Below are 18,713 nucleotides of genomic sequence, written 5' to 3'. Positions count from 1 at the left end.
GTGTGAGATGAAAGCGTTATCCAAACTGAAAGCGGAAGAAGGCATCTGGATGACCGACGTACCGGAACCGGAAGTCGGCCATAACGATCTGCTGATTAAAATCCGCAAGACCGCCATTTGCGGGACCGACGTGCACATCTACAACTGGGATGAGTGGTCGCAGAAGACTATTCCGGTACCGATGGTGGTCGGGCACGAATATGTCGGCGAAGTGGTGGGGATTGGCCAGGAAGTGCGCGGCTTTAAGATTGGCGACCGCGTCTCCGGCGAAGGGCATATCACCTGCGGCCACTGCCGTAACTGCCGCGCGGGCCGTACCCACCTGTGCCGCAACACCATCGGCGTGGGCGTCAACCGCCCGGGCTGCTTTGCTGAGTATCTGGTGATCCCGGCCTTTAACGCCTTTAAAATCCCCGACAATATCTCTGATGACCTGGCGTCTATCTTCGACCCGTTCGGCAACGCTGTGCACACTGCGCTCTCCTTCGATCTGGTGGGGGAAGACGTGCTGGTCTCCGGCGCCGGCCCGATCGGCGTGATGGCGGCGGCGGTGGCGAAACACGTCGGCGCGCGTAACGTGGTGATCACCGACGTCAACGAGTACCGTCTCGAGCTGGCGCGCAAAATGGGCGTCACTCGCGCGGTGAACGTGGCGAAAGAGAACCTCAATGACGTGATGGCCGAGCTGGGGATGACCGAAGGTTTCGACGTGGGCCTGGAGATGTCCGGCGCGCCGCCGGCGTTCCGCAGCATGCTGGATACCATGAACCACGGCGGTCGTATCGCGATGCTGGGTATTCCACCGTCAGATATGTCCATTGACTGGACCAAGGTCATCTTTAAGGGGCTGTTTATCAAAGGGATTTACGGCCGCGAGATGTTCGAAACCTGGTATAAGATGGCGGCGCTGATCCAGTCTGGTCTGGATCTTTCACCGATCATCACCCACCGCTTCGGCATTGACGACTTCCAGAAGGGTTTCGACGCCATGCGCTCCGGCCAGTCTGGTAAAGTGGTTCTGAGCTGGGAATAACGCCTCCGGTCAGTTGTAAAAACCAGCAAAAAAGGCGCCTGCGGGCGCCTTAATTTAGATTTGGATAACATTTTTAGCCTGCTTAATATCAAGCGCACAATTTCTACATCGATTTTACGGTTATTCGCTTATACAGTGTGTTTAGTCGCGGTTTAACTTTGTAACTATCATGCTTAAACTCTCCGTATGCTTACTGACCTGTAACTCTGCACGTCTGCTCATGGAGGTGCTGCCCCCGCTGCTGAGGGTGGCCGATGAGTGTATTGTCGTCGACTCCGGTAGCACCGACGAAACGGTCTCTATTTGTCAGCAGTTTGGTCTCACCGTCCATCACCATGCCTATAAAGCCCACGGCGCGCAGATGAACTATGCCATTGGGCTGGCCAGCCATGACTGGGTGCTGTGCATGGACAGCGATGAAATTCTTGATAACGACGTCGTGTCGGCCATTCAGGCGTTAAAAGCGGGGGAGGAGCCTGACCCGGCATGCGCCTGGCGTTTGCCGCGCTACTGGTTTGTCCTCGGCAAGCAGGTGCGGACGATCTACCCCATTTCCTCGCCGGATTACCCGGTGCGCCTCTTTAACCGCCAGCAGGCGCGATTTAACGACCGGCCGGTGGATGACCAGGTGGTTGGACACGCGCGATCCGTCAGGCTGCCGGGCTTTGTACGCCATGACACCTTTTATTCGCTGCATGAAGTGTTTAATAAGCTGAACAGCTATACCACCCGGCTGGTGAAGCACCAGCAGATCAAACCTTCGCTGGCGCGGGGGATCGTCAGCGCGATTGGCGCTTTCTTTAAATGGTATCTGTTCAGCGGGGCGTGGCGCTATGGCAAAGTCGGCGTGGTCACCGGCCTGTACGCCACGTTTTATAGCTTTCTCAAATATTTTAAGGCGTGGTACGCCCACGAAGATAACCAGGCGCCCGTCGCGCAAAAGCGAACGGACCCCTGAGTGGTCTAGTTGCCGGGATTGTCCCAGCCCTGCCATTTGAGGCGATAGTACTGGACCAGCGCGCTCTGGCTGATGCTGTCGCTGAGGATAGTGAAGAAGCGGCTGGCGTTCACGGGCTCCAGCGGGCGCTTCGGCTTGCAATACTTCACGCCGTGGAACGGATTACGCGGCTTCTGCTGCTGCGGCGCCGTTTGTTGCGCGGGCGGCTGAGCGTAGTTTGGCGTCGAATTGTCGACCTGCGGCTCGTTGAGCAGGCTGCTCGGGCGCACCAGCGTGATATCCGGCGGCAGGTTATAGACCATCTGCTGCAGCACCCGCACCGTCGTCGGATGCGGATGGCCAATGGCTATCGCCGAACCGTTACGCCGCGCCAGGGCGATGGCGCGGTTGAACTGGGTGCGGATATCGGCTTCATTCTGCGTATCGTCAAGAAACACCTTGCGCTTAATCACTTTCACCCCGGTGCCCTGCGCGGCGCGCATGGCCTGGGTATTGCCGATGGTCACGCTGTCGAGAAAATAGAGATTGTAGCGCTCCAGGGCCTGCATCACCTTCTGCATGCCAAACAGGTTGGAGGTCATCGCGCTGCCCATATGGTTATTCAGCCCGACGGCGTAGGGGACTTTGCCGTAAGCTTCGCGAATGATGCGCTCGATCTCCTCGCTGCTCATTTCGGGACGCAGGGTGTCTTTTTCCAGCGGCTGTTTGCTGAGCGGCGCCATCGGCAGGTGGATGAGCACTTCATGGCCCAGATTATGCGCTTTCGTGGCCATTTCCCGGGCGTGCGGCGCGTTCGGCAGCACGGCGACGGAGATAGTGGACGGCAGCGCCAGCACCTGATTTTCGGTCTGCGGGCGGTAGCCAAAATCGTCAATAACGATGGAGAGTTTGCCAGCGAACGCTGGCGCCGCCAGAGCCAGCGAACCGGCTACGGCAAGAGCAATTGCGCGAAATTGAAGCAAAACTTATCTTCCCAACCACGGCTGTGGATTGACCGCCTGACCCTGGCGGCGAATTTCGAAATAGAGCGACGGACGGCCCTGACCGCCGCTGCTGCCTACGAGCGCGATAGGCTGACCGGCACGCACCTGCGTACCGACGCTGACCAGCGCGCTTTGGTTATAGCCATACAGGCTCATGTCGCCTTTGCCATGCTCGACCACCACCACCAGACCATAGCCCTGCAGCCAGTCGGCCAGAATGACCCGACCATCGGCAATGGCTCTGACTTCGGTGCCTTCAGACGCGGCGATAACCATCCCTTTCCAACGTAGTTCACCTTGCAGCTGTTCGCCATATCGATGAAGGAGCGGACCGCGAACCGGCCAGAACGCCTGACCGCGCGGCGAGCCCAGTCCGCCGGTGCGTGACATCAGCGAACGCTCGCTTTCCGTTGGTTTATAGGTGGTGCCTTTGCGCGATGCTTCCTGCTGGCGGTCGCGCACCGCCTGCGCATCGCGTGCTTCCCGATCGGCTCGGGCTTTGGCGGCAGCCTCCGCCTGGGCGATACGACCGCGTAGGCGCGATTCGTTAGCCCGCAATTCACTTAACTGTTGCTGACCTTGCTGAATGGAGGATTCCAGGCCGGAAAGGGTCTTTTTCCGTTCGTTACGCGCCTGCTCCAGCTTCGCCTGCTGAGCTTTTTGCTCGTAGACCAGCGTCTGCTGCTGGCTCTGCTTCTCTTCGAGCATCGACTTTTGCACCGCCATCTCTTCGCGCGTTTTCTTCAGTTCCGCGATGGTTTCCTGACGGGCCTGGTTGAAATAGCTGAAGTAGACCTGCATCCGCTGATTGCGCTGGCCCTCTTCACCGCTCAGCACCATCTGGATGCCGGTATGCGGCCCCTGGCGGAACGCGGCGTCAAGCTGCGCGGCGAGGTTACGCTCCTGAGACGCGCGCTGGCGCTCCAGCTTGGCGAGAGAGGCGTTCATTTCGTCAATCTGCTTATTGAGCTGGTTCAGGTTGTCCTGGGTTTCGCGCAGTTTGCGGGCCGCGGCGGCGATCGCTTCTTCCTGCGCTTTGAGCTGGGCGAGCAGGCTTGCGCGCTGCTGCTGCTGTTGCTTAATCGCCCGCTGCCTGGCGGCGATGTCGGCCTGGATGGACTTAAGCTGATCGCGATCGTCGGCGTGCGCAGATGACGCGCACAGTAATACGCCAGCGCTGAGCGCGCTGGCGTAAAGGACGGATCGAACTGCCGTTGCGATCCATGTAGTTGAATACGTCGCCTTTCCCCTCATGGGGAAGGATTATTCCACGATGAACAGCGGCTTGCCAGTCATCTCTTGCGGGATTTCCATTCCCATCAGCGACAGCATGGTTGGGGCGATGTCGGAAAGTTTGCCGCCATTGACCGCTTTAACCGCTTTGTTACCGACGTAGATCAGCGGAACCGGCAGGTTGGTGTGGGCGGTATGCGCCTGACCGGTGGCCGGGTCGCGCATCTGCTCGGCGTTACCGTGGTCGGCGGTGATCAGCAGCTGACCGCCAACGGATTCCACCGCCTGCGCTACCTGATCGATGCAGTGATCCAGCGCTTCAACGGCTTTTACGGCGGCTTCCATCACCCCGGTATGGCCAACCATATCGCCGTTCGGGTAGTTACAGATGATAGTGTCGTACTGGCCGCCTTTGATGGCCGCGACCAGTTTCTCGGTCAGCTCGGCGGAGCTCATTTCCGGCTGCAGATCGTAGGTCGCTACTTTCGGCGAATTAATCAGAATCCGCTCTTCGCCTTTGAACGGCTCTTCTACGCCGCCGTTGAAGAAGAAGGTGACGTGGGCGTATTTCTCAGTTTCGGAGATGCGCAGCTGGGTTTTATCGTGCTTGGCCATCCACTCGCCGAAGGTATTGGCCAGCGAGGCGGGCGGGTAGGCGCAGGCCACTTTGATGTCGGCGGCATATTCGGTGAGCATCACGAAGTCGAGGTTAACCACTTTCTTACGCGCAAAGCCGTCGAAGTCGGCGTTGACGAAGGCGCGGGTGATTTCGCGCGCGCGGTCAGCACGGAAGTTCATGAAGATCAGCGCATCGCCATCTTCCATCGCCGCATCGGCCTGGCCGGCGGCGCGGATCACGGTCGCTTTCACGAACTCGTCGTTTTCGTCACGGGCGTAGGCAGCCTGCAGACCGGCGACGGCGGTATCGGCCTGGAATTCGCCTTTCGCCAGGGTCATCAGGTCATAGGCCTGCTCAACGCGATCCCAGCGGTTGTCGCGGTCCATGGCGTAGTAGCGGCCGATGAGCGACGCGATGCGGCCTTTGCCCAGCGCGGCAAATTTGGCTTCGAATGTCGCCAGCGTTTTTTCCGCGCTGCGCGGCGGCGTATCACGGCCGTCGAGGAAGGCGTGCAGGTAGATCTTCTCAGCGCCGCGCTCTGCCGCCAGCTCCACCATCGCCATGATGTGATCTTCGTGGCTGTGGACGCCGCCTGGCGACATCAGACCCATGATATGTACCGCTTTGCCGGCGGCAACCGCTTTATCGACCGCGGCGGTCAGTACCGGGTTGGCGAAGAAGGTGCGTTCTTTAATTTCCACATCGAGACGGGTCAGGTCCTGATAGACGATACGACCGGCGCCCAGGTTGACGTGACCCACTTCGGAGTTCCCCATCTGACGGTCCGGCAGGCCAACTTCCAGGCCGGATGCATCGATCAGGGTATGCGGACATTTGGCCCACAGGGCGTCCATTACCGGCGTTTTAGCGCTGTAAATGGCGTTATCCTGTTGGTCTTCGCGATAGCCGTAGCCATCCAGAATCACCAGTACCATAGGTTTTTTAGTAACCGACATTGCGACAACCTCATGCTCAAAGACAGAAATTTTGCGTAATTTTACTACAGCTGAATCGTTTAAATCCCCGTGAAAGATCAAAGAAAGGGAGCGGCCAGTCCGCGGCGCGTCAGCGAGAACGGCTTTTTTTCGCCGCCGCCCGCAGAAAATACATTACATCGCGCTCACTGGCTGTAATTGCCGCAAGGCACAGGTATACTCCTTTCCTGGTTTTTTTCTCACTTAGTCGGGAGTTGTAACCCCCCATGCAAGAAATTATGCAATTCATCGGCCGTCACCCTGTTCTGAGCATCGCGTGGATCGCGCTGCTGGGGGCGGTGCTGTTCACCACCTTCAAGGGCCTGATGTCGAAAGTTAAAGTCATCACCCGTGGTGAAGCGACGCGTCTTATCAATAAAGAAGACGCGGTAGTGGTCGACCTGCGTCAGCGTGACGATTTCCGTAAAGGCCATATTGCCGGCGCCATCAACCTGCTGCCCAGCGATATCAAAGCGAATAACGTCGGCGAGTTGGAAAAACACAAATCGCAACCCATTATTGTGGTAGACGGTTCCGGCATGCAGGCGCAAGAGCCAGCCAACGCGCTGAACAAAGCCGGGTTTGAAAAAGTCTTTGTACTGAAAGAGGGCATTGCTGGCTGGAGCGGCGAAAACCTCCCTCTGGTACGCGGCAAATAACTTACCCCGCGTGGTGATGCCGCCGCGTTTTCCCCGTCGCGCCTGACGTGAGGGGAACACAGGCTGCGGCGTAAAACCCTCAGGGTAATAACAGGAGTGAAGTCATGGCCAATATTGAGATCTACACCAAAGCGACCTGCCCGTTCTGCATCCGCGCGAAAGCGCTGCTGAACAGCAAAGGCGTAACGTTCCATGAGTTGCCGATCGATGGCGATGCCGCGAAGCGTGAGGAGATGATCCAGCGCAGCGGACGGACGACGGTTCCGCAGATTTTTATTGATGCGCAGCACATTGGCGGCTGTGACGACTTGTATGCGCTTGATTCACGTGGTGGACTTGATCCCCTCTTGCGCTAATTTTTGCGCGCTTTCCCTGCCGGAAGCGCGTATTTAAGGACAACACGAAAGGGTTTTACTATGTCAGAACAAAACAGCACCGAAATGACCTTCCAGATCCAGCGTATCTATACCAAAGATATCTCTTTTGAAGCGCCGAACGCGCCGCAAGTTTTCCAGAAAGACTGGCAGCCGGAAGTTAAACTTGATCTGGATACCGCCTCCACCCAGCTGGCTGAAGGCGTTTATGAAGTGGTGCTGCGTGTAACCGTGACCGCTGCGCTGGGCGAAGAGACCGCGTTCCTCTGCGAAGTACAGCAGGGCGGTATTTTCTCCATCGACGGCATCGAAGGCACCCAGATGGCGCACTGCCTTGGCGCATACTGCCCGAACATTCTGTTCCCGTACGCGCGCGAGTGCATCACCAGCCTGGTTTCCCGCGGTACCTTCCCGCAACTTAACCTTGCGCCAGTGAACTTCGACGCGCTGTTTATGAACTATCTGCAGCAGCAGGCTGGCGAAGGTGCTGAACAACATCAGGATGCCTGATGAACGCACTTAATGCTGCAATGACTGTGATCGGTGCCGGCTCTTACGGCACCGCTCTTGCCATCACCCTGGCAAGAAATGGCCACCACGTTGTGCTCTGGGGCCATGACCCGAAACATATCGCGACGCTGCAACACGATCGCTGCAACGCCGCGTTCCTTCCCGATGTGCCTTTCCCGGATACGCTGCATCTTGAAAGCGACCTGGCCACCGCGCTGGCCGCCAGCCGCGATATTCTGGTGGTGGTGCCAAGCCATGTGTTTGGTCAGGTGTTACGCCAGATTAAACCGCTGATGCGTCCTGACGCGCGTCTGGTGTGGGCGACCAAAGGCCTTGAGGCCGAAACCGGTCGTCTGCTGCAGGACGTGGCGCGTGAAGCGCTGGGCGATGATATCCCGCTGGCGGTGATCTCCGGGCCAACCTTCGCCAAAGAGCTGGCCGCCGGCCTGCCGACGGCGATTTCGCTGGCGGCGACGGATCCGCAGTTTGCCGAGGATCTGCAGCACCTGCTGCACTGCGGCAAGAGCTTCCGCGTCTACATCAACCCGGACTTTATCGGCGTACAACTCGGCGGCGCGGTGAAAAACGTCATCGCCATCGGGGCGGGGATGTCGGACGGCATCGGCTTCGGCGCCAATGCGCGGACGGCGCTGATTACCCGTGGCCTGGTGGAAATGTCTCGCCTTGGCGCGGCGCTGGGCGCCGACCCGGAAACCTTTATGGGGATGGCCGGCCTCGGTGACCTGGTGCTCACCTGCACCGACAACCAGTCCCGTAACCGTCGCTTCGGCATGATGCTCGGCCAGGGGATGGACGTGCAAAGCGCCCAGGAAAAGATTGGCCAGGTGGTTGAAGGCTACCGCAATACCAAGGAAGTTCGCGTTCTGGCACAGCGTTTAGGTGTCGAAATGCCAATAACCGAGGAAATTTATCAGGTATTGTATTGCGGAAAAATTGCGCGCGAGGCAGCATTGACCTTATTGGGTCGCGCCCGCAAGGACGAGCGCAGCAGCAATTAGCTTTCCTTTGTCACCTGAATGACCCTGCCAGCGCAGAACTGGCAGGTCATTACCATATCGCCTGGAGTATGCAATGCCGTGTGAAGAACTGGATATCGTCTGGAATAATATTAAAGCCGAAGCCCGGGCTCTGGCTGACTGTGAGCCAATGCTCGCCAGTTTTTACCACGCAACGTTACTCAAGCATGAAAATCTGGGCAGCGCACTGAGCTATATGTTGGCCAATAAGCTGGCTTCCCCGATTATGCCGGCGATCGCCATTCGCGAAGTGGTGGAAGAAGCCTACGCCGCCGACCCGGAAATGATCGCCTCCGCCGCCTGCGATATTCAAGCGGTGCGCACGCGTGACCCGGCGGTGGATAAATACTCCACGCCGCTGCTCTATCTGAAGGGTTTCCATGCTCTGCAGGCCTATCGTATCGGCCACTGGCTGTGGACGCAGGGCCGGCGCGCGCTGGCGATTTTCCTGCAAAACCAGGTCTCCGTCTCTTTCCAGGTGGATATCCACCCGGCGGCGAAAATCGGCCGCGGGATCATGCTCGACCACGCCACCGGCATTGTGGTTGGTGAAACGGCGGTGATTGAGGATGACGTCTCTATTCTGCAGTCGGTCACCCTCGGCGGTACCGGTAAAACCAGCGGCGACCGTCACCCGAAAATTCGCGAAGGCGTGATGATTGGCGCCGGAGCGAAGATCCTCGGCAATATCGAAGTCGGGCGTGGGGCAAAAATCGGCGCAGGCTCAGTGGTGCTGCAGCCGGTGCCGCCGCATACCACCGCCGCAGGTGTTCCTGCGCGCATCGTCGGCAAGCCGGAGAGCGATAAGCCGGCGATGGATATGGATCAGCATTTCAACGGTATTCACCACACTTTCGAGTACGGCGACGGGATTTAACGTCTTGCCCGGTGGCGCTGCGCTTACCGGGCCTACGATCTCATCCCGCCAGCCTGTCGCCCGGATAAGGCTCCTTGCGCTGCAATCCGGGAATCGCTCAGGCTAGCTGCGCAGCACGGCGCCTGGATACCCCAGCTGCCGCCAGGCTTCATACACCACCACCGACACCGCATTCGACAGGTTCATGCTGCGGCTGTCCGGCATCATCGGAATCCGAATTTTCTGCTCCGGCGGCAGGGCATCAAGGATGCTCGCCGGCAGACCGCGGGTTTCCGGACCAAACATCAAGAAATCGCCATCCTGATAGCTGACCGCGCTGTGCGCCGGGGTTCCTTTGGTCGTCAGGGCGAACAGGCGCTGCGGCTGTGCGCTGGCGAGAAACGCCGCGTAATCGGCGTGGCGCTGCACGGCGGTGAACTCGTGATAGTCCAGTCCGGCGCGTCTCAGGCGCTTATCGTCCCAGGTGAAGCCCATGGGCTCAATGATATGCAGACTGAAGCCCGTGTTGGCGCACAGGCGGATAATATTCCCGGTATTCGGCGGGATCTCTGGTTCGAATAACACGATGTTCAGCATACTGCCCCCTTAATTGCGGGGGGCAGAATAGCAGATATTTGGTCAACCCTCACCCCGGCCCTCTCCCTGAGGGAGAGGGGGAAAACCGGCGCCGGTCGGTGGGCCGGAGGACGCGGGTGAAAGGACCCACCCAACCTTCGGTACTTCACCTGGACGGAGGGGAACGCTACTGCTAGCCTGGCTGCCGGACGGTTCCCTCTCCCTGACGGAGAGGGTGAGGAGAGAGAGCACAACGGCGCAGCTTATGCCGCGTTATGCTGCTTCAGCGCATCGAAGGTCTGCAGCGCCTCCGCGTTCTGCACCAGCGAATCACGGCTAATGTCCGCGATGGTTTTCGCGCCGGTCAGGGTCATCGCCACCTTCATCTCTTTCTCGATTAGATTCAGCAGATTCGCCACCCCCTGCTTGCCATGGGTCGCCAGGGCGTACAGGTAAGCGCGGCCCAGCAGTACGCTGTCGGCGCCCAGGGCGATCATCCGCACGACGTCGAGACCGTTGCGGATGCCGCTGTCGGCGAGAATGGTAATGTCGCCTTTCACGGCGTCGGCAATTGCCGGCAGGGCGCGAGCGGAGGAGAGCACGCCGTCAAGCTGGCGGCCGCCGTGGTTGGAGACCACAATACCGTCGGCGCCAAAGCGCACCGCGTCGCGGGCGTCCTCCGGGTCGAGGATCCCTTTGATCACCATCGGACCGTCCCAGAAATCACGGATCCACTCGAGGTCTTTCCATGAAATCGATGGATCGAAGTTATTCGCCAGCCAGCCGATGTAATCCTCCAGGCCGGTCGGCTGGCCGAGATAGGCGGAGATATTCCCCAGATCGTGCGGACGGCCGTTGAGGCCAACGTCCCATGCCCACTGCGGATGGGTGACCGCCTGCCAGTAGCGGCGCAGGGCGGCGTTCGGGCCGCTCATGCCGGAATGGGCGTCGCGGTAACGGGCGCCGGGGGTCGGCATATCGACGGTAAAGACCAGCGTTGAGCAACCCGCCGCCTTAGCGCGCTCCAGCGCATTGCGCATAAAGCCGCGGTCGCGCAGAACGTACAGCTGGAACCACATCGGCCGCTTGATGGTCGGGGCGACCTCTTCGATCGGGCAGACGGAAACGGTGGAGAGGGTAAACGGAATACCTTTGTCATCCGCTGCGCCGGCGGCCTGCACTTCGCCGCGGCGGGCGTACATCCCGCACAGCCCCACCGGCGCCAGCGCCGTCGGCATCGCCAGCTTCTCGTTGAAGAGGGTGGTCTCGAGGCTCAGGTCCGACATATTGCGCAGAATACGCTGGCGTAACGCCACGTCGGAGAGATCTTCCACGTTGCGGCGCAGGGTATGTTCGGCGTAAGCCCCGCCGTCGATATAGTGGAACAGGAAAGGCGGCAGGATACGCTGGGCGGCGGCGCGATAGTCGCTGGCGGCGGAAATAATCATCACGAATTCTCCCTGGAATTATCAATAGCATCGCCGGGCAGGCGGGTAATTCGCGCCTGGCGGGCCTGGTCTTCATCAAAACGTTTAATGGTGGCGTGGACAAAGCCTAAGTGGGCCATCATCGCCTGGCGCGCCGCCTCGGCGTCGCCGGCGACAATCGCCTCCATGACGGCCTGGTGCTGTTCGGTCAGGCGGGCAAATACCGGCGGCACCAGATACATACGCTGACGGCTCTGCTTGACGGAGGAGTGCAGCAGGTCGAAAAAGCCGCGCATGGTTTGCAGGAGCACCACGTTATGCGAGGCTTCGGCGATGGCCAGATGGAAGCGGACGTCCGCCTGCGAGGCGATATCCGGGTCTTCACTCTGGGTCGCTTCAAAGCACAGGCGAATTTTTTCTTTATCGGCGTCGGTGGCCCGCATCGCCGCGTGCCACGCGGTGCTGGCTTCGATGGCGTGGCGGGCCTCGAGGATGTCGAAGCTGTAGTCAGGGTCATCGGCTAGTAGCGTCTTCAGCGGCTGGACGATGTTTTGCTCCGACCACGGCTCATGCTGAAAGCGGACGAAAGTGCCACCGCCGCGACGGCTCAGCAGTACCCCTTCATTGACCAGCATCGCCAGCGCTTCGCGCAGGGAATTGCGCGAGACGCCGAGCTGAGCGGCGAGCTGACGCTCGGCGGGCAGTCGCATGCCCGCCTCCAGCTGTTGTTCTTCAATCAGCGCCCGGACGCGACGGGCTACATCGTCGGCCAGGCGTTTAGGCATCACTATCACGGGATCATCCAGGTTAAAACGTAGGCCTGCAGCGTGGTGATCAGGCCCACCATACAGGTGAAGATCAGACTGTGTTTGACGGTAAAGCGGAACAGATCTGACTCTTTACCCACCAGGCCAACCGCGGCGCAGGCGATGGCGATCGACTGCGGGGAAATCATCTTGCCGGTGACGCCGCCGGTGGTATTGGCCGCGACCAGCAGGATATCGGAGACGCCAATCTGCTGCGCCGCCGTTGCCTGCAGCGCGGCGAACAGGGCGTTAGACGAGGTGTCCGAACCGGTCAGGAATACCCCAAGCCAGCCCAGGAACGGCGAGAAGAAGGTAAACGCGTGGCCGGTATGGGCCAGCGCCAGGGCCAGGGTTGACGACAGCCCGGAGTAGTTGGAGATAAAGGCGAACGCCAGCACCATGCCGATAGAGTAGATCGGCAGCGCCAGGTCCTTCAGCGTCCCGGCGAAGGTGGTCAGCGCGTCTTTCGGCTTCATACGCAGCCAGACGATGGACAGCAGGGCGGCGAACAGAATGGCGGTGCCGGTTGCCGACAGCCAGTCAAACTTATAGATGGCGGCGTAAGGCGTCGCGGCGCTGACCACCGGCGGCATGCGGGCGACCATTTTGTCGAGGAACGGCACCGAAAAATTGATGACGAAGTCATACATCGCGCCGCCCGGTGCGAACAGCGCTTTGAACGGCGGCACGCTCCACAGGGTTACGGTGGCGGTCAGGAACAGGAACGGCGACCAGGCGCGGATCACTTGTCCTGCGGTGTAGCGCGTGCGGGCCAGCGTCATATCCACCTGCGAGGCGCCGATGTCGCCAAAGCGGAAGATGCGCACCGGTTGCCAGCGTTTGAGGAACAGGGTCAGGCAGACCAGGGAGACCAGCGATGAGATGATGTCCGGCAGCTCCGGGCCAAGGAAGTTAGAGCTGAGGTACTGGGCGATAGCGAACGAGCCGCCTGCGACCATCACCGCCGGCCAGGTCTCTTTGATGCCCCGCCAGCCATCCATGATGGCCATGATCCAGAACAGCACGATAATGGTCAGGAACGGCAGCTGGCGGCCCACCATCTGGCCGATGGCGAAGCTGTCGATACCGGTTACCTGGCCGGCTACCAGGATTGGGATGCCCATCGCGCCGAAGGCCACCGGCGCGGTGTTGACGATCAGGCACAGGCCAGCCGCATACAGCGGGTTAAACCCGAGGCCGACCAGCAGCGCCGCGGTAATCGCCACCGGCGCGCCAAACCCCGCTGCCCCTTCGAGAAAGGCGCCGAACGAGAATCCGACGATCAGCATCTGCAGGCGTTGGTCAGGCGTAATCGACAGGATCGACGAGCGGATAATGTCGAACTGTCCGGTCTTCACCGAGATTTTATAGACAAAGACCGCGGCGATAATAATCCACGCGATGGGCCACAGTCCGTAGAAGAAGCCATACACTACCGAGGCCAGGGCACGGTCCACCGGCATTTTATAGAACAGCAATGCGACGGCCAGGGCGATCGCAACGGTCCAGGTAGCGGCGAGATAGCCTTTCAGTTTGAGCTTAATCAGCGCAAAAAAGAAAAACAGAATCGGTAGCGATGCGATAAGACTGGATAACCAGATATTACCGGCGGGATCGTAGTTTTGTTGCCAGAGATTCATGCAGGGTCTCCATCGGGCCGCCAGGACGTGTGGGCTGAGTCTGCGCTCATTGCCGAATCCGTCTTAGGTAAAATTGGCCCGGCCAATTAGGGATAGCAGGGTTGATGACAACGAATGGTTAACCAGATGTTACTCTTAGGCAACGGGTTTGTGATGCATTTTGATGGATTTGTGAACTGCTGGGGGGTAGATGAATTTATTGGTTGGACCAATCTGCCGGCAGGGGACGAAAAAGGGTGGCGGTAGGTCAGAATAACCCTCTCCGGACGGAGAGGGCTGGGGATTAGAATTCGCTGCGGGCGAAACCGGTCATCTCTTTCAGACCCATTTCCCGGCCCAGGGCGGTCATCGGATGGACGACCACCAGGCCGCGGACGCTTTTCTTCAGCTTGCCCATATCGGCCTGCTCTTTTTTGGTAATCGCGCGACGGAACGGCAGGCTCATCAGCTTTTGCGCCTCTTTGCTCAGCTTCTGGCTCTGGACGGAACGCAGACGTTCAATCTCCGTTTCCAGAGTGGCTTTTTCTTTTTCCAGCTCAGCGTATTTATCGGCGGCTTCCACCAGCGACAGCTCGGCCTGCTGGTGGCGGATGGCGTCGAGACGATCGCTCAGACGTTTGATTTCATTCTTTTCGACTTCTTTCATGGTGATTTGATCTGTTAATAAAGGGGCTTCATTCGCCTATAGTATGTGCCGTGACCGCTATTGTTGATAGCTATTTATCAAAAATTCGCCGTTAATCGCCGTCAGAATACGATACCTGAACCTGCTAATAATTTGAATTTTATTAATATTCTTTCTGATACCCGCTCTAATTTCATTTCTGTGAAGCCGGTCGGCAGATAAGCACGTTTTCCTTAACCCACGCCGGTGAATTGGCTAATGCTTAATCAGATTATTCCCAAAAGGAGGACGTGATGGCAAAGATCGGCGACGGCGTACCACGTTTAATCGACAAAGCGGTTGATTTTATGGCTTCCAGTCAGGCGTTTATGGAGTATTTGAAAAAGTCTCCGCGGCTGCAGCATGTACCGCGAGATATCCCTCAGGATAAGGAAGCGTTGTTTCTGCAGCGTCTGGAATATTATCGGCAGCTTTACCGGCCGACCTGCGACCAGACGGAGCCGGAATCAGAGCGTTGATTTCTGGAAGGCTTTTTTTAAGCTGATTCGTGAAATCAGCTCAGTCAGGGACAACACCATCGTTGAACGCACCATCTGCTGGTAACGCAGTTTCTGCATTGCCAGCAGTTCGGCGTCGCTGTCATCAAACTGCGGCGTTGGCGGCAGGGCGGCGACGCAGTGCAGTTCGCCGAACGGACCGATAATTTCGTCGTCGGTAAAGCTGTACTCATTGCCGTCGTGATTAAGCTCCTCGCGCAGGGCCATCAGCAGCTCGGCGTCTTCATATTCGGCACGACTTATCACCCCAAGGCCATAAATCAGCTTCAGGCGTACAGAGAGATCGCCGAGCGGCCCGCTGCCCTCCAGCAAGGGCTCAACGGCGTATTTCACCGCGTAGTCGTCTTTACGGAACACCTGAAGCACCAGAATATTGACCGCTTCCGTTAACAGCTCGACGGTGGCGATCAGGAAGCTTCGCACGGTTTTGCCAGCATTCAGACGCTCAAGCACACGGTTTTCAAATGCTTGTGTTTCTTCCATCATTGCCTGCATATCTGACAGGAGTCGTAATGGGCGCGACGTCTGTCGCGCCAGGTTGTGCATCATTTTACCGCGTTGTAGTCGTTAACGGCCTCCGCGACGACATCGCTTGCCGCGTCAAGGCCGGAAATCTGGGCCAGCGCGGCCTGCGGCCCCTTGTCGGCGATCAGCGCCGCCAGCTCCTGAGCCTGCGGATCGTCTTCGCTACGGAAATGCATCGCCGCCGCGATCCCTTTCACCAGGTTGCGGTGCGGCAGGCCGTATTCCAGTGTACCCAGCAGCGGCTTAATTAAACGGTCGCCGGCGCTCAGTTTGCGCAGCGGCTGACGGCCAACGCGCTCAACATCGTCTTTCAGGTACGGGTTCTCGAAACGGCCAAGAATTTTCTGGATATAAGCCGCGTGCTTCTGCGGGTCAAAGGCGTAGCGTTTGATCAGCACCGCGCCGCTCTCCTCCATCGCGCCCTGCACGACGGCCCGAATTTTCTCGTCGAGGATCGCATCGCGAATCGTCTGGTGGCCCGCCAGTTTTCCGAGGTAGGCGGTTATAGCATGCCCGGTGTTCAAGGTGAAGAGCTTGCGCTCGACAAATGCCATCAGGTTATCAGTTAATTCCATTCCCGGGATGGTCGGCAGTTCGCCCTTGAACTGGGTTTTATCGACGATCCATTCGCTGAAGGTTTCCACGGTGACTTCCAGCGGGTCATGGGTAGCGGACGCCGATGGCGGCACGATACGGTCAACGGCGGAGTCGACGAAGCCGATATGGGTTTCCACCCAGGCCTTATCTTCCTCCGCCAGGGCGTTAAATACGTGGCCTTTTAACTGCGTGGTGCCGCGCACCATATTTTCGCAGGCGATAATGTTCAGCGAGCGTTCGGTGCCCTGCGCTTTGCGCTTCGCCAGCCCTTTGGCGATGGCCGGGGCGATGCGCTCAAGGACCACGGGACCGACGGCAGTGGTCACCAGGTCGACGCTGGCGATCAGATCCACGACCTCGTCGCCAATGCTGCTGACGGCATTCACGCCGGAGACGGTATCCACCTGCTCATTTTCGCCAACGACGTGAACCTGGTAGCTATGACGGGCATTCAGGGCATCAAGTACGGTCTGATTAACATCGGCAAACGTCAGTTCGATGCCCGCGTCGGCCAGCAGTTTACCGATAAAGCCACGTCCGATATTACCTGCGCCAAAATGTAATGCTTTCATAGTAGTAACCTTCAATTAATGTTTTTACCTGAGAGGGCTGGGGTGAGGCTTTTCCCCTCACCCAAACCCTCTCCAAAAAGGAGAGGGAATGGACCGGTCTGTTTATTTATTCAGCAGCGCCAGTACGTCGTCGACGCTGGTGGTGTTCGCCAGTCGCTCAATCACCGTTTCGTCATCCAGCGCGTTGGTCAGGCTGGTAATCACCTGAATGTGCTCGTTGTTGCGGGCGGCGATGCCGATCACCAGGCGGGCAACATCGTCTTCATCTTCCCCAAAGCGCACCCCTTCCGGGTACTGGCAGAAGACGACGCCGGTTTTCAGCACGCGGTCTTTCGCTTCGATGGTGCCGTGCGGCACCGCGATGGACTCGCCAAGATAGGTCGAGGTCAGTTTTTCGCGGTCCAGCATCGCCTGCACATATTCCGGCTCGACGTAGCCGCCTTTCACCAGTTGCTCGCCGGCGAAGCGGATGGCTTCTTCTTTTGTGGCCGCTTTGCGACCGAGGAAGATGTTATCCGCACCCAGCTTGAACAGGTTTTTGTCAGTATCATCAAAGCTGTCTTTCAGGCTATCGGTGACTTTGACTTCGTTGTCGATGTGGCGCTGGGCCGCCACCAGACGCTCGGTCAGGCTGGTGTAGAGACCGCTGTCGAGGAAGTTGGTCAGCGAAATATGCTGCGCCTGCGGTACCTGGCGCATGGCGCGCTCGGTCAGGTCGCGGTGGGTGATCACCAGGTCAACATCCGGCGGCAGATTATTGATCGCGCTGTTGGTGACCGAGATGTTGCTCAGGCCGGCATCCTGCACTTTCTTGCGTAGTACCCCGGCGCCCATGGCGCTGGAACCCATCCCGGCGTCGCAAGCGACGATGATTTTCCGCACATGGCTGAGGTCGTTGGTGACATTGCCTGCCGCCAGCGGGTTGGCGCCTTTGGATTGCGCCTTCATGTCATGCATACGACGGGTTGCCGCTTCGATATCGTCTTCTTCTTTGACTTTGCTAGTCTTCAGCAGAACCGCAGAGACCACGAAGGAGACCGCCATCGCGGCGATAATGGCTGCGATGTTCGCGAAGTAGGCTCCTTTCGGCGTCATCGCCAGCACCGCCAGGATAGAGCCCGGGGAAGCCGGAGAGACCAGACCGCCGTTGAGGATGGTCAGGGTGAAGACACCGGTCATCCCGCCGAGGATAACGGCCAGGATCAGACGCGGGTTCATCAGCACGTACGGGAAGTAGATTTCATGGATACCACCCAGGAAGTGGATGATAGCCGCCCCGCCTGCAGACTGTTTAGCGCTGCCGCGGCCAAAGAACATGTACGCCAGCAGAACGCCCATCCCCGGACCCGGGTTCGCTTCAATCAGGAAGAAGATGGATTTACCCAGCTCGTGGGACTGCTGAATACCCAGCGGCGAGAAGATACCGTGGTTGATGGCGTTGTTAAGGAACAGGATTTTCGCCGGTTCCACGAAGATAGACGCCAGCGGCAGCATGTCGTGCGCCACCATGAAGTTAACGCCAGCCGCCAGAATTTTCGACAGAACTTCTACCGCCGGGCCGATGCCGAGGAAGGCAAGAATAGCGAGGATCATCCCGATGATGCCGGCGGAGAAGTTATTCACCAGCATTTCAAAACCGGATTTGATCTTACCGTCGACCCAGTTATCGAACTTCTTAATGCAGTAGCCGCCCAGCGGGCCGGCAATCATGGAGCCGAGGAACATCGGCATATCCGCGCCGACGATAACGCCCATGGTGGTGATCGCCCCGACCACGCCGCCACGTTCGCCGCCGACTAATTTACCGCCGGTGTAACCGATCAGCAGCGGCAGCAGGTAGGTGATCATCGGACCGACCAGCTTCGCCAGCGTTTCGTTTGGCAACCACCCTGTCGGAATGAAAAGCGCGGTGATGATACCCCACGCGATAAACGCGCCGATATTCGGCATCACCATATTGCTGAGAAAACGACCAAAGCTTTGCACTTTGATCTTGATATCGGATGACATAAAACACCCCTTCTTCTGTTTTGCGTATCGCGCAGGCTAAAAGCCCGAGGTTTGTTGTTAATGTGGCGGCAGAGGTAGCCGGGCCCTGATTGATAGTGCGAAATCTGGCACTGAATCGTTTAGCTGTCCAGCTAACGCCTTT

At 58.6% G+C, this 18,713-nt stretch carries 19 protein-coding genes; 8 read left to right on the top strand and 11 right to left on the bottom strand.

Features of this window, described 5'->3' with window-relative positions; translation table 11 throughout:
* Positions 1-7: 7 nt before the first annotated feature.
* Positions 8-1,033 (top strand): L-threonine 3-dehydrogenase, encoded by a 1,026-nt coding sequence (gene tdh, locus GQR96_RS23930; RefSeq protein ID WP_004205051.1) that lies wholly within the window; start codon positions 8-10, stop codon positions 1,031-1,033.
* Between the two features lie 169 nt (positions 1,034-1,202).
* Positions 1,203-1,991: a glycosyltransferase family 2 protein gene (locus tag GQR96_RS23925; RefSeq protein WP_017900043.1), complete on the top strand. Its 789-nt coding sequence runs from the start codon at positions 1,203-1,205 to the stop codon at positions 1,989-1,991.
* A 5-nt stretch (positions 1,992-1,996) separates the two neighbouring features.
* Here GQR96_RS23925 and GQR96_RS23920 read toward each other — a convergent pair whose 3' ends face one another.
* The 3 genes from GQR96_RS23920 to gpmM are packed head-to-tail and all read right to left on the bottom strand — an operon-like array spanning position 1,997 to position 5,782.
* Positions 1,997-2,953, bottom strand: coding sequence for a divergent polysaccharide deacetylase family protein (locus tag GQR96_RS23920; protein WP_004205049.1), 957 nt, complete (start codon positions 2,951-2,953; stop codon positions 1,997-1,999).
* 3 nt (positions 2,954-2,956) lie between these two features.
* The gene (gene envC / locus GQR96_RS23915) at positions 2,957-4,228 is read right to left on the bottom strand and encodes a murein hydrolase activator EnvC (RefSeq protein ID WP_004205048.1); all 1,272 of its coding nucleotides are present in this window, start codon (positions 4,226-4,228) and stop codon (positions 2,957-2,959) included.
* A 9-nt stretch (positions 4,229-4,237) separates the two neighbouring features.
* The gene (gene gpmM / locus GQR96_RS23910; protein ID WP_004205047.1) at positions 4,238-5,782 is read right to left on the bottom strand and encodes a 2,3-bisphosphoglycerate-independent phosphoglycerate mutase; all 1,545 of its coding nucleotides are present in this window, start codon (positions 5,780-5,782) and stop codon (positions 4,238-4,240) included.
* A gap of 245 nt (positions 5,783-6,027) precedes the next feature.
* Here gpmM and GQR96_RS23905 point away from each other — a divergent pair, with 245 nt between their 5' ends.
* The 5 genes from GQR96_RS23905 to cysE all read left to right on the top strand — a co-directional run bounded on the left by GQR96_RS23905 (position 6,028) and on the right by cysE (position 9,257).
* Positions 6,028-6,459: a rhodanese-like domain-containing protein gene (locus GQR96_RS23905; protein WP_004205046.1), complete on the top strand. Its 432-nt coding sequence runs from the start codon at positions 6,028-6,030 to the stop codon at positions 6,457-6,459.
* Between the two features lie 104 nt (positions 6,460-6,563).
* Entirely contained in the window at positions 6,564-6,815 is a 252-nt protein-coding gene (grxC, locus tag GQR96_RS23900; protein WP_002922429.1) for a glutaredoxin 3, read from the top strand.
* Between the two features lie 60 nt (positions 6,816-6,875).
* A complete protein-coding gene (gene secB / locus GQR96_RS23895; protein WP_002922428.1) occupies positions 6,876-7,343 on the top strand; it encodes a protein-export chaperone SecB in 468 nt (155 codons plus the stop codon).
* Complete coding sequence (gpsA, locus tag GQR96_RS23890; RefSeq protein ID WP_004205045.1) at positions 7,343-8,362, top strand: NAD(P)H-dependent glycerol-3-phosphate dehydrogenase; 1,020 nt, start codon at positions 7,343-7,345, stop codon at positions 8,360-8,362. The genes secB and gpsA overlap by 1 nt, the downstream gene beginning before the upstream one ends.
* Before the next feature lie 73 nt (positions 8,363-8,435).
* Positions 8,436-9,257: a serine O-acetyltransferase gene (gene cysE, locus GQR96_RS23885; RefSeq protein WP_002922426.1), complete on the top strand. Its 822-nt coding sequence runs from the start codon at positions 8,436-8,438 to the stop codon at positions 9,255-9,257.
* A 102-nt stretch (positions 9,258-9,359) separates the two neighbouring features.
* On the opposite strand, the gene trmL is transcribed toward cysE, so the two are convergent.
* The 5 genes from trmL to GQR96_RS23860 all read right to left on the bottom strand — a co-directional run bounded on the left by trmL (position 9,360) and on the right by GQR96_RS23860 (position 14,331).
* Complete coding sequence (gene trmL / locus GQR96_RS23880; RefSeq protein ID WP_004205043.1) at positions 9,360-9,833, bottom strand: tRNA (uridine(34)/cytosine(34)/5-carboxymethylaminomethyluridine(34)-2'-O)-methyltransferase TrmL; 474 nt, start codon at positions 9,831-9,833, stop codon at positions 9,360-9,362.
* Positions 9,834-10,075: 242 nt separating this feature from the next.
* Positions 10,076-11,260, bottom strand: coding sequence for an FMN-dependent L-lactate dehydrogenase LldD (lldD, locus tag GQR96_RS23875; RefSeq protein WP_004205042.1), 1,185 nt, complete (start codon positions 11,258-11,260; stop codon positions 10,076-10,078).
* Positions 11,260-12,033 carry a transcriptional regulator LldR gene (gene lldR / locus GQR96_RS23870; protein WP_004205041.1) on the bottom strand — a complete coding sequence of 258 codons (774 nt, stop codon included), beginning with the start codon at positions 12,031-12,033 and terminating at the stop codon, positions 11,260-11,262. Before lldR ends, lldD begins: the two co-directional genes overlap by 1 nt.
* Positions 12,030-13,685, bottom strand: a complete 1,656-nt coding sequence (lldP, locus tag GQR96_RS23865; protein ID WP_004205040.1) for an L-lactate permease — start codon at positions 13,683-13,685, stop codon at positions 12,030-12,032. The genes lldR and lldP overlap by 4 nt, the downstream gene beginning before the upstream one ends.
* A gap of 283 nt (positions 13,686-13,968) precedes the next feature.
* Positions 13,969-14,331, bottom strand: coding sequence for a YibL family ribosome-associated protein (locus tag GQR96_RS23860; protein ID WP_002922410.1), 363 nt, complete (start codon positions 14,329-14,331; stop codon positions 13,969-13,971).
* Positions 14,332-14,603: 272 nt separating this feature from the next.
* Here GQR96_RS23860 and GQR96_RS23855 point away from each other — a divergent pair, with 272 nt between their 5' ends.
* Entirely contained in the window at positions 14,604-14,828 is a 225-nt protein-coding gene (locus GQR96_RS23855) for a hypothetical protein (RefSeq protein WP_002922402.1), read from the top strand.
* Here the strand turns inward: GQR96_RS23855 and mtlR are convergent.
* From mtlR to mtlA, 3 genes are all read right to left on the bottom strand, one after another.
* Positions 14,817-15,413 carry a mannitol operon repressor MtlR gene (gene mtlR, locus GQR96_RS23850; RefSeq protein WP_025999221.1) on the bottom strand — a complete coding sequence of 199 codons (597 nt, stop codon included), beginning with the start codon at positions 15,411-15,413 and terminating at the stop codon, positions 14,817-14,819. The two genes, GQR96_RS23855 and mtlR, sit on opposite strands and share 12 nt — an antisense overlap.
* On the bottom strand, positions 15,413-16,561 hold the full coding sequence (gene mtlD, locus GQR96_RS23845) for a mannitol-1-phosphate 5-dehydrogenase (RefSeq protein WP_053809869.1): 1,149 nt from the start codon (positions 16,559-16,561) through the stop codon (positions 15,413-15,415). Before mtlD ends, mtlR begins: the two co-directional genes overlap by 1 nt.
* Before the next feature lie 102 nt (positions 16,562-16,663).
* Entirely contained in the window at positions 16,664-18,571 is a 1,908-nt protein-coding gene (gene mtlA / locus GQR96_RS23840) for a PTS mannitol transporter subunit IICBA (RefSeq protein WP_017900038.1), read from the bottom strand.
* Positions 18,572-18,713: the final 142 nt, after the last annotated feature.

Origin of the sequence: Klebsiella sp. PCX, assembly GCF_021869705.1 — a bacterium.
In the GTDB taxonomy this organism is placed as follows: domain Bacteria; phylum Pseudomonadota; class Gammaproteobacteria; order Enterobacterales; family Enterobacteriaceae; genus Klebsiella; species Klebsiella quasipneumoniae.
Note: the sequence above shows the minus strand (reverse complement) of the source record. Positions and strands in the feature narration are given on the sequence as shown.